Genomic DNA, 14,534 nt, shown 5'->3' on the forward strand with positions numbered 1-14,534 from the left:
AGGGAGCTCTATGATTAATATGACAGATGAACAGATATTAACCGAACTTAAAAAGCGTGAACCTATTTTTCATAGAGAAGAATTTGGTAGAAAACGGCATCATTTTGAAGCGATGATGGATGAAGGATTCTGGGAAGTTGGAGCATCAGGCAATATTTATACTAAAGACCATGTGCTAGATGGTCTTGAGAAAAGATACAGTAAGTCATATGAAGAAACCTGGCAAAACCCTAGAGATTTTAAATGTAGACAATTATCTGAGGATACCTTCCTGCTTACATATACACTAACGCAAGATAAGGCTCGTATTACTAGAAGATCTACTATTTGGAAATTTTACGATGGTAATTGGAAAATCATGTATCATCAAGGAACTGTAGTCTGTTAATAACCATACAAAAACCCTAAAGAATAAGAGTATTTATATAGTTAAGATTTTTTAAAATGTCTTCAAATAATATATAATCTCTATCAAACATATTCTGATCAATATTGAAATGCAAAAAAAAGTAGTAGTAGGAATATCCGGCGGTGTAGATTCTTCAGTTTCGGCTTTGCTCTTAAAACAGCAAGGTTACGATGTGACTGGTGTATTTATGAAAAATTGGGAGGAAGATGACAATGACGATTTTTGTTCAGCAGAGCAAGATATCGCCGATGCTCAAGCAGTATGTGATTCTATCGGTATTCCATTTAAAAAGATAAACTTTGCAGCAGAGTATTGGGATAACGTTTTTGAGCATTTTCTTACAGAATACAAAGCAGGTCGTACTCCAAACCCGGATATTTTATGTAATAAAGAAATCAAGTTTAAAGCATTTCTAAACTATGTTCATTTGCTTGGTGGTGAATATATAGCTACAGGGCATTATGCAAGGTGCAGAAAAGCCGATGATGGTAGTTTCCAGCTAGTAAAAGGGGTTGATAACTCAAAAGATCAAACTTACTTCCTATATACGCTAGGACAAGAGCAATTATCTCAAACATTATTCCCCGTTGGTGAAATCATCAAAGATAAAGTCCGTGATATCGCTAAAGAAAACAATCTTGTAACCTTTGATAAAAAAGACAGCACAGGTATTTGCTTTATTGGCGAGCGTAAGTTTAAAGAGTTTCTATCTAAATTTTTACCTGCTCAAAAAGGCGAGATCCACGATGAGAATGGCATAAAGATAGGTATGCACGACGGACTTATGTACTATACAATTGGTCAAAGACAAGGCTTAGGTATCGGTGGTGTGAAAAACCGCCCAGAAGTACCATGGTTTGCTGCTCAAAAAGATTTAGAAAACAATGTGCTTATCGCAGTGCAAGGTCATAATCATCCGTTGCTGTTTAAGCAATCATTAAAAGCTATAGAGCTTAGCTGGTGTGCTGGCTTTGCTCCTACAGAGAATTTTAAATGTGCTGCAAAAGTTCGCTATAGACAGCAAGATCAAGTTTGTGAAGTTACAGTAAATGCTGATGGCTCTGTAGATGTAGTCTTTGATGAGCCTCAAAGAGCGATAACTCCAGGACAGTCTGTAGTTTTTTATGATAAAGATGTGTGTCTTGGCGGTGGGATTATTGTATAATTACTAGTATGATTATACTAGTAATTAGTAATGACTGAAACATACCAACAAAAGTATTATAAGCACATCGATGGATTAAGAGCTATAGCTGTACTATCTGTAGTCCTTTTTCATCTTGATGTTAGCTGGGTTAAGTCTGGATTTTTAGGTGTTGACATCTTTTTCGTTATATCTGGGTTCTTAATAACAAGTATAATTATCAGAGACTTAAATAATGACTGCTTCTCTATCAAAAACTTCTATCTGCGTAGAATGCGTAGGATATTACCTGCTCTAATAACAGTTCTTGTTTTCACTACTTTTTTTGCATGGTTGATTCTACTACCTCAAGATTTAAAAAATTATACAAAATCTTTGGTTAGTGCAATAGCATCTGTTTCTAACTTATATTTCTATAAATATTTAAGTTTTGGGTATTTTAGTACTGACTCAACAGTTATTCCTCTTTTACACACTTGGTCACTAGGAATTGAAGAACAATTCTATATCTTTTGGCCTCTATTTTTAATGTTTATTTTTGCAGTTAACATTTCATGGAAGCAAAAAGCTAATTATAGTTTGTACAGAAAACTTGCTATATCTTCGATAATATTGCTTTTACTATCCTTGCTTTGTTTTAAATACTTAAGTTATTTTGAAGTAACTAACTTCTTTTCAGATGAGAAGTTTTATTACAATCCAATTACAAGAGCATTTGAACTATTGTTTGGCTGTTTATTAGCAATCCACCTTAGTAGTAACAAAACATCAAATAATAAAATTCTTTTGAATTTACTCTCAGTAATCTCTATACTACTTATATTATATCCAATATTCTTCAAAATCGTTCCATACCCAAGCAACTGGACAATTATTGCCTGTTTAGGTGCAGCAATATACATTTATGCAGGAACAAATAATAATTATACTCCGTTAATATATAGAGTATTCTCATTAAAGCCTATTGTTGGCATAGGTCTAATCTCTTATTCTCTATACTTATGGCATTGGCCTATAATTGCCTATACTACTTATCTAAGTATAGAAAAAACACATTTAATAAAAATTATTATCATAATTATTAGTATAATATTAGCGACTTTAACTTATTTCTTAGTAGAAAAACCCTTTAGGCATAAATTTAAAACAACAATTACTAAGACTATACTTATACTTTGGGCCATTCCAATAATTATAGCTTGTAGTTTTGCTCTATGTAGCAAATATATTAATAACTTTGGGTATAATAAAAGTGTAGGGGATTATATTGTTGTTAACAAGGGTAGCGCAGGTATAGATGTATATCAATACCCTGATTGGCAAGAAAAGTTAAATAGCCTATATAATTTTGACAATACTTGGTCTGGAGACCTTACCGAGAAAACTGTAGCTAAATTCCTTGGTAAGGGTAAAAAATACGACACTGTTATATTTGGTGACTCACATTCGAGTGCTGCAGTACCTATGATAAATAATTGGACTAAAGAGTTAGGTTATAGCTCTATTAGAATTGGTGGCACTCAGGACGCTGTTTATAAAATTATTAAAGATGATTCTTATAAGAAAATCATCAGAACTATTATAGAAAAAACAAATCCTAAAATATTTATTCTAGCTGGATGGTGGGATGCCTACAGTAAAAATGGAGGAATCAAATATGGAAATACACTTTACTTCTTAAATGATACTATCAAAATCCTTGAAAAATATAATATTAAACCAATTATTTTGCTTGATTGGCCATCACTGCCTGGAATAAAACCAACTTGTGGAATGACAACACTTCAACAATCAATGGATATAAAATGTCATAGATTACTTACAAACATTATTAATTCTCAAAAACCTGAACTTCAATATATAGAAAGCTTAAAACAAAAATATAAAAATTTAGAGATCATCGACACTAAGAAAGTGATATGCTCAAAAAATAAATGCCCAAATGTATTAAATGATCATATAATCTATATGGATAGTACTATGATGAGAGACGTAAACAACCTAAATAATGCGCATTTAAATGAATATGGTTCTGATTTAGTCGGTAAAACATACTTAAAAAAATATGGCAACCCTTTAACATTTACTACTAAGTAAATAAGTAAAATCTAAGCTCCTATTTTAACCCACCTACATCTCTTGATATTACCCTTATTATTTATTTGCGTTTTATGTTACTATCTTTAAAAATATATTTAAACACGAACTTAAGATGCGTAAAACCACTTACCTAATATTTTTAATCATATTAGCTCAATTTGCTAATGCTTCATGTATCCCTCAAGTCAATAAAAGCAAGCCTAAAGGCGGAGTTGCTGGCGGACAATTTAATCACTGTGATGTTGATAATAGTTTAAATACTTTTTGCGACCCTACAAGTGGTACTGAAAACTATATGACAAGACACCATATTTTTGACAAATATCTATGGATAGATACACTTGATAAGGGTTTAAACCAAGCAACTAAAAATCAAGGGAGTGCTGAGAAGAATGTTATAAAACTTTTGCAAGAAGCTGGAGCATCAACAACTGTAGTTGAAGATTTTAAGCAAGATGGTAAAACCTGTAATTCTGAGACAAATAAGTGGCTTACATGGTTACCTGTAAACTTATCTTTAGGTCCTGCTCCTCAAGATCGATCTTTTGATCCAGGCAACGACTTTGATAATTGGGCTTTACTAATAGTATCAGATAAAACAGCACAAACTACTTTTGAGAATATTCATACCGCTGTTATTAATTATGATAACAATGCTATTGCAGAAGGTCTAGCTCAGCTACCAGCAGTTAAAATTCCATGGCAAATGACTTTAGGTGCTGACTCAAACTGGATTCGAGCTTATGATTCAAAGAATCAACAAAAATATTGCCCTAAAGAAATATTTGATAGTTACGCGATGAATATTTGTCCAAATGAAGATGTAAAAGTTTTTGACATGTCTGAATTTTATCAATTAATTGCCTAAAAAATCGCCAAAGTTAAATCATTAAATAAAATTTCCTTGAAAAAAATCCATCTAGCTCTCATATAACCTTTGAAAAGATTTAATTTATAACAATCAATAAAGAGGTTTAATAAAATGTCTAAGAAAAATTATACATTTGAAACAGAAGTAGATAAATTATTACACTTAGTGATACATTCACTATACTCAAACCGAGATATATTCTTACGTGAGCTAGTATCTAACGGGTCAGATGCTATCGAAAAGCTAAGATACGAGTCTATAGCAAATGCTGACTTAAACGAAGGCGATGCAGACTATGCAATCAAAGTTGATTTTGACAAAGATGCAAAAACTATAACTGTTAGCGATAACGGTATCGGTATGACTGAAGAAGAAGTTATCGAAAACCTTGGTACTATTGCAAAATCAGGTACTAAAAAATTCTTAGAAAATCTAACTGGTGATAAAAACAAAGACAGTGATCTAATTGGTCAATTTGGTGTTGGTTTTTACTCTTCATTTATCGTAGCTGATAAAGTTACAGTAAGAACCAGAAAAGCAGGACAAGCTAAAGATCAAGCTACAAAATGGGTTTCTTCTGCAGAAAAAGATTTTACAATCGAAACTATTTCAAAAGAGCAACGTGGTACTGAAATAACTCTACATCTTAAAAAAGAAAGTGAAGATCTTTTAGATCATAATGCGTTGAAAGGTTTAGTAAACAAATATTCTGATTGCATAAACACACCAGTTGAAATGAAAAAAGTTGAAACTGATGATAAAGGTGAACAAACAATCACAGATGAATATGAAGTTATAAATAATACTAAAGCTATTTGGTTAAGATCAAAAGAAGACATTAGTGATGATGAGTACAATGAGTTTTATAAATATATCTCTCATGACTTCAACAATGCTTTAACTTGGTCACATAACAAGGTTGAAGGTAACCTTGAGTATAACAGCTTATTATTCATCCCAGAAAACAAGCCTTTTGACTTCTGGAATAGAGATAAAGATTACGGATTATCTTTATATGTTCGTAGAGTGTTCATTATGGAAAATAAAGAACTTCTTCCTCCATACCTAAGATTTGTAAAAGGTGTTGTTGATTCTGCTGATTTACCATTGAATGTATCTCGTGAAATATTACAACACAACAAAGTAATCGACAAAATTAGAAAAGCTACAACATCAAAAGTTTTAAGTGAACTTACTAAGTTAGCTAAAAAAGATAACGATAAATACCAAAAATTCTGGGATAACTTTGGTCAAGTGCTTAAAGAAGGTGTATCTGAAGATTCTGGTAATAAAGAAAAAATCGCTGGATTATTAAGGTTTACAACTACAGAGAGTACTGATGCTAAACAAACAGTTTCTTTAGCAGACTATATCTCTCGTATGAAAGAAGAGCAAAATACTATCTACTACATCACAGCAGATAGCTATAAAGCAGCTTTAAACAACCCTCAGCTTGAAGTCTTTAAGAAAAAAGGTATCGAGGTAATCTTGATGACAGATAGAGTGGATGAGTGGATGATGTCTTCATTATCAGAATTTGATGGCAAACACATGAAATCTATCATCAAAGGCGATATTGATCTTGATAAATTTGAAACTGAAGAAACTAAAGAGAAATTTGAAAAAGAAACTAAAGATTTTGAAAAAATCTTAGCAGATATTAAAGAATCTCTAAAAGACAAAGTTGAAGATGTAAGACTTTCTAAGCGTCTTACTGACTCACCAAGTTGCGTAGTTGTAAATGACTATGGTATGAGCTTAAACATGCAAAAAATGATGGAAGAAGCTGGTCAAAACTTTATGCCTGGCATGGGTATGAAGCCAATTCTTGAACTAAATGCTGAACATCATTTAGTACAGAAATTAAAAGATGAAGCAGATACTGAAGTATTTGGTGATTTATCTGAATTACTACTTATGCAAGCAATGTTTGTAGAAGGTGCTAAGATTGAAGATCCTATGTCTTTTGTTAAGCTTGTAAATAAATATATCAAATAGAATCAATCAAGGCTTTAGTCCTTTTCTATATAAAAATATATCTTTCTATCTAATTAATCCATAGTCTAACTCCCGAAGATGACACTCTATCTTAGTTTGGAAATATTACTATTGTAGATAACTAAAAAGACTAGCTTTGATCTAATAAAATTGAAACAAGATAGCTACAAATAGCACTAAACCTACCCAGTGATTATCAGAAAAAGCTTTTATACAATTTGCAATTCCTAGCTTTTTATATACACGATAATTTCTTACAAAGAATATTCCTGAAATAACAATCCCTAGATAATAGATGAGATTAAAATCACAATACACTCCAAGAATTACTAAAAATAATAAAGCTAAAAAATTAAAAGCAAAAATATACTTAAAAACATTCTCACCAAAAGTTACTGCTGAAGATTTCACTCCTATCTCTAAATCAAATTCCCTATCAGCTAAAGCATATACAGTATCATACGCAATAGTCCAGCATATAGTCCCGGAGTAAAAGATCCAAGCTTCTAAAGGCACCGTATTTTGTATAGCTGAAAAAGCCATGAATATCCCAAAATTAAATGCTAATCCAAGTACTAGTTGAGGTAACGCAAAAAATCTTTTACAGAATGGGTAAAGTATCGCTAAGAACAAAGCTATAAATGACAGTAACACCGTGAAGAAATTTAAAAACAATACACAGATAAAAGCTATAATAGTTAATACTAAACAGAGCATAATTGCATTTTTAACTGTAAGTTTCCCACTTGTTAATGGGCGTGTATTTGTGCGAGCAACATGCTTATCAAAATCTCTATCTGCAATATCGTTGACAATACAACCAACTGTACGCATCAGAACCACTCCTACGGTAAATATAATCAGCAACTTAAAACTTGGGAAGCCATGACTTGCTAGTACTAAAGCTGTCAAAGTTGGCCATAAGATTAGTAGAATCGGTACCGGACGATGAAGTCGCATTAGCATTATATATGCTTGTAGTTTTTCTTTATTCATTGCCATACTGCTGTGGTAATATTAAAAAATATTCTGTGATTAAAAGTTTAAGCTTTGGGTTATTTTTATACTCAAATACAGAGCTACGAGAGAATATATCTGATGAAATCTGCTGATTTGTTTCGTTTTTAAATTCTATAGCCGAAAGCTTACGAATAATGAACTCATCCCTATCAAACTTTGCTTTATCAAATAATAAGTTATCACCTATTGGTTTAGTACCTAATGATTCTAACTCGCTCATAAAATGATCATAAGTATTTTCAGGAACTATAGTTCGAGCACAAACATACATGTCTTTATCACTAGAAAGCGATATCCGTCGTACAAGCGCATTTGTTATTTTCAACAACTCAGTTTCAAAAGATGTTAATTCGTCAAATTTTTGAGACATTTTATCTAAAGTTATAGCACCATAAAATTTAGTCAAACTTGTAACTAAATTCTTAGCGTCATTGAGCCAAAATCTTTGAGGCTTATCTAATACAGTTTTATCTATTATTTTCATTTATTATCAAATACCTCTAGGTTTAAGGTATCTTATTTCATTTTCGATTTGTATAATTATATTCTATACAAAGCTATAAAACTAATCAAAAAGGATTTAAAAAATGCGTCCAAGTGGCAGAAAAAATGATCAATTAAGAAATGTAAAAGTTACACACCAATTTACAAAGCATGCTGAAGGCTCTGTACTTGTAGAGTTTGGTGATACTAAAGTACTATGTACTGCTTCTGTAACTTCTGGTGTTCCAAGATTTAAAAAAGATTCTGGTGAAGGTTGGTTAACAGCTGAGTACGGTATGCTACCTCGTTCAACTCATACTCGTATGGATCGCGAAGCTGCTCGTGGTAAACAGTCTGGTCGTACACAAGAAATTCAGCGCTTAATTGGTAGAGCTTTGCGTGCAAGCTTAGACCTAACACAAGTAGGTGAAAACACTATCCGCGTTGATTGTGATGTCCTTCAAGCTGATGGTGGTACTCGTACAGCATCTATCACTGGTGCATCACTTGCTATCAAAGATGCTATAGAATATATGAAAGCAAACGGTAAAATAGCCGAAGACGCTAAGCCACTAGCTGCTCAAGTTGCTGCTATATCTGTTGGTGTTTATAACGGTGAGCCCGTACTTGATCTTGACTATGATGAGGACTCAAATGCAGAAACAGATATGAATGTAGTAATGAATTCTGAAGGTGGTATGATTGAAGTCCAAGGTACCGCTGAAGGAAAAGACTTTTCAGAAGAAGAGTTTACTAAAATGCTAGGTCTTGCTAAAAAAGGTATCAAAGAAATTTTTCAAACTGTATTTTAAATAGTTATAAAACCAAATCTATATACGGTTATGCTGCTTGAATTAAAGCGTTAATCTGAGAAAGTAATTCAAAATCTTTAGTCTTTAACTCAAACAAAAATTCTTGAAGTGGTTCACTTTTAGCAAAAAGTAAACGTTGCTCTATCTGTGTGATTTGCTCACAAACTTTTTGTCTTTCATCATATAATCCTGATATCTCTTTATTAGCTTTTTTAAAAAAGTTAGAAACGTTGTTCTCTTTCTTTTCCTGTAACTTAGTCTTCAGATTATTGCTTATAGTTGTTGTTCTATTAGTAGAAAGAGTTTTTCTACCTAAAGAAAGCTTTTTACGTGGTTGTTGTTCTGCCATTTAATAATTCACTTTTGTTAATTTACTTAAATCTTTTGAGGAGTTTCAAAAGTATTGAAAAATATTTATTACTATAATTATAATACATCTATTAACTTTTTACACCTGAAAAAAGCCACCATATTATATCAACATAGTAGCATGTATGCATTTGAACAATAGAAAAGTTGTAAGAATAGACTAGTGTGATCTCTTATTTAGCTTCACTATTTTTATCATATGAAGCTTGCTCAGCATCTAAAGCAGAGTTAATCTTATTTAGAATTATTGTAGCAGTAGCTTTACTATCATCCTTGATAAAAATCTCAGACTGATCAGCATTATCTTTTTTAACAACGATTGTTATTGCTGATCCACTAGGAGATGTGGCTTTAACTTCTGATTTTTTCTCATCAGTAGACTGACTAGTAATAGTGTATTTACTTTCTTTTAAAACATCTTGTGCTGCTGTATAAACAGTATCAGCACTTTTTTCATATGCATTGTAAGCGTCAGGGTTCTGCATCCATTTATAAGCACCAATAGCTAACGCTGTACCAGCTAAAACTAAACCTGTAGTTGCAACTGCTGCTGTTGTACATGAGTTAAGTGCTAAAGTCGCACTCAACAAACCTGCTGTCGTTAATAGTAATTTCTTTTTCATTTTATCAATACTCCTAAGTGACTGTAAAATAATCATAGCACATAAAAAATAACTATAATAGTTTAGATGATTATTAGACCACTAAGTCTCTTAATCACTATAACGTAAATTTTAAACAATTTGTCCAGGAGTAACTTTTAATGAGTCTAAATCAATCAATGCTCCCAAACTTTCATCCATGCCGGCCTCTTTTATCCTTAATTTACTTGAACTAGCATTACCCACATTACTCAAATCAATATTTATTGACTGCCAAGATTGTGTGAAATTATCATGAGTATAAACAAGCTGATCACCAAGATAGACCTCAAAATTACTAGAATCATCACCTGTGCGAGCAAAGTAATCAAACGATAATTGCATATCTTTAAAATTTTGTGATGCTAAATCATGTGTGAGCTCAACAAGCTCATTACTATCTCCATCAAGCTCGGCAACATTGTCGCGACGATCTGAAATTAGGTCAAAATCATTCCAAAGCTCAAGTTCTTCGTCACCACCAACTATTTCCCAATCACCTAAAAATTCACTATCATTACCGATTCTATCCCAATCATTGTCTGAGACAGGATTATTATCTAATTCAAAATTCGATGTCGAAGCTATCATATTATTATCTTTAAGTATTGTGAAAAACGATTCTGCACCATACAAACAATGACTAGGAACATCTGATTCTGATATATCTGTACCAGAAACTATACATCTCCACCTTACAGAATCTACAGGCACAGGTTCTGGGCGTAGCATGATTTCAGCATTACCATCTATTATATTACTACCTGTATTTCCTATATCTTTTACTATAGCGCCATACTCATTTATCGTGAGGTATTCACCTCCTATATAAAAATCTCGACCATCTTTTTTTAAATCATAAATCTCTCGTGCTTTAGCATGTAATACAGGGAGTTCATTAGCGATTTTAGTTCTAGTGACATAGTTTGAATACATTGGAATTGCAACAGAAGCAAGTATACTAAATATAGCAACAGCAATCATAAGCTCCATTATGGTTAGCCCCTTGATTTTTGATCTCTCTATAACTACTGCATTATGCATGAATCATACCTCCGTACACTATAAAGTATAATCTATCCTCTTAAAAAGTTGAAGAAATTGATGATTTTCATAATTTTAAACCTTTGCAATATTGACTAATTCACTTGAAAGGCATTCTTTACCCAGTTTATATCATTATTATTAATTGCAACCACATCAAATCTACACTCTATATCTTGATATAAATCATTCTGTTGCAGAAAGATATTTGCTGTATTAATGATTTTTGATTGTTTGGCCAATGTAACCATTTCTTGAGCAAAACCAAAGACATTTGATTTACGAAACTTAACTTCAACGAAGATTAAAACATTTTGATCTAATGCAATAATATCTATTTCACCATATGGTAACGCTTTAAAATTTTGCTCGAGTATTTCTATCCCATGATATTTTAAAAAATCGCAAGCTTGAGATTCGGCCTTACTACCAATTTGAGTTTTATTCATAATGATTTAGCTACTTAGATCTTAGCTCTAGGTTTTACATTTATCTCAAGACTATTATCATTAAAGCCTTTTGCATATCTATACGCTCCAGCTAGTGCAATCATTGCGCCATTATCAGTACAATATTTTAAAGGTGGAAACTGTATTTTATATAATTTATTTATTGCTAACTTATCTAGCTTTTCGCGCAATTTTTTATTGGCACTTACACCACCTGAAACTACAAGTTGCTTAATAGATGTTTGTTGTAATGCTTTATCACATTTTGTCACTAACACATCTACTACAGCCTCTTGAAAACCATAACAAAGATTAGCTTTATTTTCTGCAGTTTGCTGATTTTCACCATACCAAGCATTTAATACAGCTGTTTTCAAACCACTAAAGCTAAAATCTAAATTAGGTTTATTTTTCATTGGTCTAGGAAGAATATACTTACTCTTATTCGTTGCTTTCTCAGCTAAATTAGCTACCTCAACACCACCAGGATAAGACATTCCAAGCATTTTGGCCGTTTTATCAAAAGCTTCTCCAACAGCATCATCTATTGATTCACCAAGCAAAGAGTACTCTCCAAAATTTCTAACTTCAAAAAGTTGAGTATGGCCACCTGATACTAAAAGTGCGACAAATGGGTATTCAATTTGATTTTCGCTATCAAGCAGAGGAGATAATAAGTGTCCTTCAAGATGATGTATAGCAAGAGTAGGTATGTTATTAATCATACCCAAAGTTTTTGCAAAAGTAGCACCTACCATTAGAGCTCCAACTAGACCAGGCATTGCTGTATATGCTATACAATCAATTTGGTCAAAGCTAACATTAGCATCTTGAAGAACTTTTTTTGTAAGAACATTTAATTTAGCAATATGCTCTCGTGAAGCAAGTTCAGGAACAACTCCACCATAGTTTTGATGTAGTTCTATTTGGCTATATAATGCATCAGCAACCAGCTGTTTACTATCATAATCATATAGTGCAATACCTGTTTCATCACAAGAACTTTCAATGCCTAAAACCAGCATTACTTTTTAGCGCCACCAGACGTTTTAGTAATTTGTATGAATTTTGTAAGAAATGAACCTAAAACTAAACCAACTACAAAAGCCACAGACATAAGGACTATAATTGGTAGAGTTGTTGTACCAAATATATAATCGAAACTAACTTTGTCAGTATTCAAAATAGAAAGAATTACAATCAAGATGATCGCCACACCAAAGAAAATCTGCCAAAATAATTTTGCTACCATTTCAAACATCAACCACAAATTATTAGTTTAATACTTATAAAGTATATTATAGTTCAAAAATCAAAGAATGGAAATTCTTTATTTCTTGATAAAATAAAGAATCTATGAGAATTCTAAGAACTAGTCTTTAGAATAGTAAATACCCTTAGATGAATTAAGAGCTTTAAGTCGAGCGTCTGCTTCTTTAAGTCTAGTATGAGCAGCATCTATATCTAATTGCGAAGCATCTTTCTTAGCTAATGCTTCTTGTGCTCTTATTTTAGCTTTTTCAGCTTCCGCTTGATTTAGGTTTTCAGCTTTCTCCATATCATCAACCATTATAGTTACACGCTTTGGAGTTACTTCAATAATTCCACCAGATACATAAAGTACCTCTGTAGACTCATCTTTTCTTATATTTACAACACCAGCGGGCATTGTAGAAAGTAATTCTGTATGCCCATAAGCTATACCCATCTCACCAGCAGATCCACGCAGGCTAACCATGTCAGCCTCGCCTGTAAATACTGAACCAAGTGGGCTAACTACATCGACTTTTAGATAGTTTTTAGACATACGCTAATACCTATAGATTTTTTGCTTTTTCAATAGCTTCTTGGATAGAACCTACCATATAGAAAGCTTGCTCTGGTAAATGATCATATTCACCACTTGCGATAGCTTTAAAGCTTGCGATAGTATCTTTCAATGGTACAAACTTACCAGGATTGCCAGTAAATACTTCTGCAACATGGAAAGGCTGAGATAAGAATCTTTGAATCTTACGAGCTCTATCTACAGTCTTTTTATCTTCATCAGAAAGCTCATCCATACCTAAAATTGCGATAATATCTTTAAGCTCTTTATATCTTTGAAGAGTTTTTTGTACAGCACGAGCAGTTTCATAATGCTCTTGACCTACTACCAATGGATCTAACTGTCTTGAAGTAGAATCAAGTGGATCAACTGCAGGATAAATACCAAGTTCAGCAATCTGTCTTGAAAGCACAATTGTAGCATCAAGATGCGAGAATGTAGTCGCTGGAGATGGATCTGTTAAATCATCGGCAGGTACATATACTGCTTGAACTGATGTAATAGAACCAGTCTTAGTAGATGTAATACGCTCTTGTAAAGCACCCATCTCAGCAGCTAGTGTCGGTTGATAACCCACAGCTGAAGGCATACGACCTAAAAGTGCTGATACTTCAGTACCTGCTAAAGTATAACGATAAATATTATCTACAAACATTAGTACATCACGCTTCTCATCACGGAATCCTTCTGCAATAGTAAGACCCGTAAGGGCTACTCTTAATCTGTTACCTGGTGGCTCATTCATCTGACCATAAACAAGTGATACTTTATCTAATACATTAGAATCTTTCATCTCGTAATAGAAATCATTACCTTCACGAGTTCTTTCGCCTACACCCGCAAATACGGAGTATCCACTATGCTCTTTAGCAATGTTGTTGATAAGCTCCATCATTGTAACTGTCTTACCAACACCAGCACCACCGAATAGACCTACTTTACCACCTTTAGCAAATGGACAAATCAGATCAACTACTTTGATACCTGTTTCTAGAATCTCTGTACTTAAAGCTAGTTCATCATACGCAGGAGGAGCCTGATGTATAGATCTAGTTTCAGAATGCTCTACTGGACCAGCTTCATCAATCGGCTCACCCAATACATTCATAATTCTACCAAGTGTTCCTTTACCAATTGGTACTGATATAGGAGCGTTAGTATTAGTAACTTCCATACCACGGCGTAAGCCATCACTTGAACCCATAGCGATAGTTCTAACTACACCATCACCGATTTGTTGTTGCACTTCTAGTACAAGAGACGCCTCTTCTACTTTTAATGCTTCATATACTTTTGGTGTATTATCGCGTGAAAACTCCACATCGATAACAGGACCAATTACTTGAATAATTTTACCAGTACTCAT

General features: G+C 33.0%; 16 protein-coding genes. 6 read left to right on the forward strand and 10 right to left on the reverse strand.

Annotated elements, in window-relative coordinates; all coding sequences use genetic code 11:
* Window positions 1–19 precede the first annotated feature (19 nt).
* The 5 genes from FLM55_RS04840 to htpG all read left to right on the forward strand — a co-directional run bounded on the left by FLM55_RS04840 (window position 20) and on the right by htpG (window position 6,522).
* A complete protein-coding gene (locus FLM55_RS04840) occupies window positions 20–388 on the forward strand; it encodes a DUF4440 domain-containing protein (protein WP_256868932.1) in 369 nt (122 codons plus the stop codon).
* Window positions 389–497: 109 nt separating this feature from the next.
* Window positions 498–1,574 carry a tRNA 2-thiouridine(34) synthase MnmA gene (mnmA, locus tag FLM55_RS04845; protein WP_178948297.1) on the forward strand — a complete coding sequence of 359 codons (1,077 nt, stop codon included), beginning with the start codon at window positions 498–500 and terminating at the stop codon, window positions 1,572–1,574.
* A 30-nt stretch (window positions 1,575–1,604) separates the two neighbouring features.
* On the forward strand, window positions 1,605–3,650 hold the full coding sequence (locus tag FLM55_RS04850) for an acyltransferase family protein (RefSeq protein WP_178948298.1): 2,046 nt from the start codon (window positions 1,605–1,607) through the stop codon (window positions 3,648–3,650).
* A 115-nt stretch (window positions 3,651–3,765) separates the two neighbouring features.
* On the forward strand, window positions 3,766–4,521 hold the full coding sequence (locus FLM55_RS04855; protein WP_178948299.1) for a hypothetical protein: 756 nt from the start codon (window positions 3,766–3,768) through the stop codon (window positions 4,519–4,521).
* 114 nt (window positions 4,522–4,635) lie between these two features.
* Complete coding sequence (htpG, locus tag FLM55_RS04860) at window positions 4,636–6,522, forward strand: molecular chaperone HtpG (protein WP_178948300.1); 1,887 nt, start codon at window positions 4,636–4,638, stop codon at window positions 6,520–6,522.
* 141 nt (window positions 6,523–6,663) lie between these two features.
* Here htpG and ubiA read toward each other — a convergent pair whose 3' ends face one another.
* Both ubiA and FLM55_RS04870 read right to left on the reverse strand, forming a co-directional pair.
* Entirely contained in the window at window positions 6,664–7,518 is an 855-nt protein-coding gene (gene ubiA, locus FLM55_RS04865; RefSeq protein WP_178948301.1) for a 4-hydroxybenzoate octaprenyltransferase, read from the reverse strand.
* Window positions 7,511–8,026, reverse strand: a complete 516-nt coding sequence (locus tag FLM55_RS04870; protein ID WP_178948302.1) for a chorismate lyase — start codon at window positions 8,024–8,026, stop codon at window positions 7,511–7,513. Before FLM55_RS04870 ends, ubiA begins: the two co-directional genes overlap by 8 nt.
* A 103-nt stretch (window positions 8,027–8,129) precedes the next feature.
* Here FLM55_RS04870 and rph point away from each other — a divergent pair, with 103 nt between their 5' ends.
* The gene (rph, locus tag FLM55_RS04875) at window positions 8,130–8,837 is read left to right on the forward strand and encodes a ribonuclease PH (RefSeq protein ID WP_178948303.1); all 708 of its coding nucleotides are present in this window, start codon (window positions 8,130–8,132) and stop codon (window positions 8,835–8,837) included.
* Between the two features lie 28 nt (window positions 8,838–8,865).
* On the opposite strand, the gene FLM55_RS04880 is transcribed toward rph, so the two are convergent.
* The 8 genes from FLM55_RS04880 to atpD all read right to left on the reverse strand — a co-directional run bounded on the left by FLM55_RS04880 (window position 8,866) and on the right by atpD (window position 14,534).
* Window positions 8,866–9,186 (reverse strand): hypothetical protein, encoded by a 321-nt coding sequence (locus tag FLM55_RS04880; RefSeq protein ID WP_178948304.1) that lies wholly within the window; start codon window positions 9,184–9,186, stop codon window positions 8,866–8,868.
* A 193-nt stretch (window positions 9,187–9,379) separates the two neighbouring features.
* On the reverse strand, window positions 9,380–9,829 hold the full coding sequence (locus FLM55_RS04885) for a DUF3568 family protein (protein WP_162699171.1): 450 nt from the start codon (window positions 9,827–9,829) through the stop codon (window positions 9,380–9,382).
* 111 nt (window positions 9,830–9,940) lie between these two features.
* Entirely contained in the window at window positions 9,941–10,891 is a 951-nt protein-coding gene (locus FLM55_RS04890; protein ID WP_178948305.1) for a prepilin-type N-terminal cleavage/methylation domain-containing protein, read from the reverse strand.
* A gap of 95 nt (window positions 10,892–10,986) precedes the next feature.
* Complete coding sequence (locus tag FLM55_RS04895; RefSeq protein ID WP_178948306.1) at window positions 10,987–11,340, reverse strand: YraN family protein; 354 nt, start codon at window positions 11,338–11,340, stop codon at window positions 10,987–10,989.
* Window positions 11,341–11,354: 14 nt separating this feature from the next.
* On the reverse strand, window positions 11,355–12,365 hold the full coding sequence (gene tsaD, locus FLM55_RS04900; RefSeq protein ID WP_178948307.1) for a tRNA (adenosine(37)-N6)-threonylcarbamoyltransferase complex transferase subunit TsaD: 1,011 nt from the start codon (window positions 12,363–12,365) through the stop codon (window positions 11,355–11,357).
* Complete coding sequence (locus tag FLM55_RS04905; protein WP_112869267.1) at window positions 12,365–12,601, reverse strand: lipopolysaccharide assembly protein LapA domain-containing protein; 237 nt, start codon at window positions 12,599–12,601, stop codon at window positions 12,365–12,367. Before FLM55_RS04905 ends, tsaD begins: the two co-directional genes overlap by 1 nt.
* Window positions 12,602–12,712: 111 nt before the next feature.
* Window positions 12,713–13,147 (reverse strand): F0F1 ATP synthase subunit epsilon, encoded by a 435-nt coding sequence (locus FLM55_RS04910; RefSeq protein WP_112869266.1) that lies wholly within the window; start codon window positions 13,145–13,147, stop codon window positions 12,713–12,715.
* Window positions 13,148–13,157: 10 nt separating this feature from the next.
* Window positions 13,158–14,534, reverse strand: coding sequence for a F0F1 ATP synthase subunit beta (gene atpD, locus FLM55_RS04915; RefSeq protein WP_112869265.1), 1,377 nt, complete (start codon window positions 14,532–14,534; stop codon window positions 13,158–13,160).

Source organism: Francisella sp. Scap27 (genome assembly GCF_013394105.1).
Lineage (GTDB): Bacteria > Pseudomonadota > Gammaproteobacteria > Francisellales > Francisellaceae > Francisella > Francisella adeliensis.

Bases quoted from the DNA above. Each gene is read 5' to 3' on its own strand.
- rph (WP_178948303.1), top strand. From the start codon at position 8,130: ATGCGTCCAAGTGGCAGAAAAAATGATCAATTAAGAAATGTAAAAGTT.
- FLM55_RS04905 (WP_112869267.1), bottom strand. From the start codon at position 12,601: ATGTTTGAAATGGTAGCAAAATTATTTTGGCAGATTTTCTTTGGTGTG.
- FLM55_RS04855 (WP_178948299.1), top strand. From the start codon at position 3,766: ATGCGTAAAACCACTTACCTAATATTTTTAATCATATTAGCTCAATTT.
- htpG (WP_178948300.1), top strand. From the start codon at position 4,636: ATGTCTAAGAAAAATTATACATTTGAAACAGAAGTAGATAAATTATTA.
- atpD (WP_112869265.1), bottom strand. From the start codon at position 14,534: ATGAGTACTGGTAAAATTATTCAAGTAATTGGTCCTGTTATCGATGTG.
- FLM55_RS04850 (WP_178948298.1), top strand. From the start codon at position 1,605: ATGACTGAAACATACCAACAAAAGTATTATAAGCACATCGATGGATTA.
- FLM55_RS04880 (WP_178948304.1), bottom strand. From the start codon at position 9,186: ATGGCAGAACAACAACCACGTAAAAAGCTTTCTTTAGGTAGAAAAACT.
- FLM55_RS04870 (WP_178948302.1), bottom strand. From the start codon at position 8,026: ATGAAAATAATAGATAAAACTGTATTAGATAAGCCTCAAAGATTTTGG.
- ubiA (WP_178948301.1), bottom strand. From the start codon at position 7,518: ATGAATAAAGAAAAACTACAAGCATATATAATGCTAATGCGACTTCAT.
- FLM55_RS04885 (WP_162699171.1), bottom strand. From the start codon at position 9,829: ATGAAAAAGAAATTACTATTAACGACAGCAGGTTTGTTGAGTGCGACT.
- FLM55_RS04895 (WP_178948306.1), bottom strand. From the start codon at position 11,340: ATGAATAAAACTCAAATTGGTAGTAAGGCCGAATCTCAAGCTTGCGAT.
- FLM55_RS04890 (WP_178948305.1), bottom strand. From the start codon at position 10,891: ATGCATAATGCAGTAGTTATAGAGAGATCAAAAATCAAGGGGCTAACC.
- mnmA (WP_178948297.1), top strand. From the start codon at position 498: ATGCAAAAAAAAGTAGTAGTAGGAATATCCGGCGGTGTAGATTCTTCA.
- FLM55_RS04840 (WP_256868932.1), top strand. From the start codon at position 20: ATGACAGATGAACAGATATTAACCGAACTTAAAAAGCGTGAACCTATT.
- tsaD (WP_178948307.1), bottom strand. From the start codon at position 12,365: ATGCTGGTTTTAGGCATTGAAAGTTCTTGTGATGAAACAGGTATTGCA.
- FLM55_RS04910 (WP_112869266.1), bottom strand. From the start codon at position 13,147: ATGTCTAAAAACTATCTAAAAGTCGATGTAGTTAGCCCACTTGGTTCA.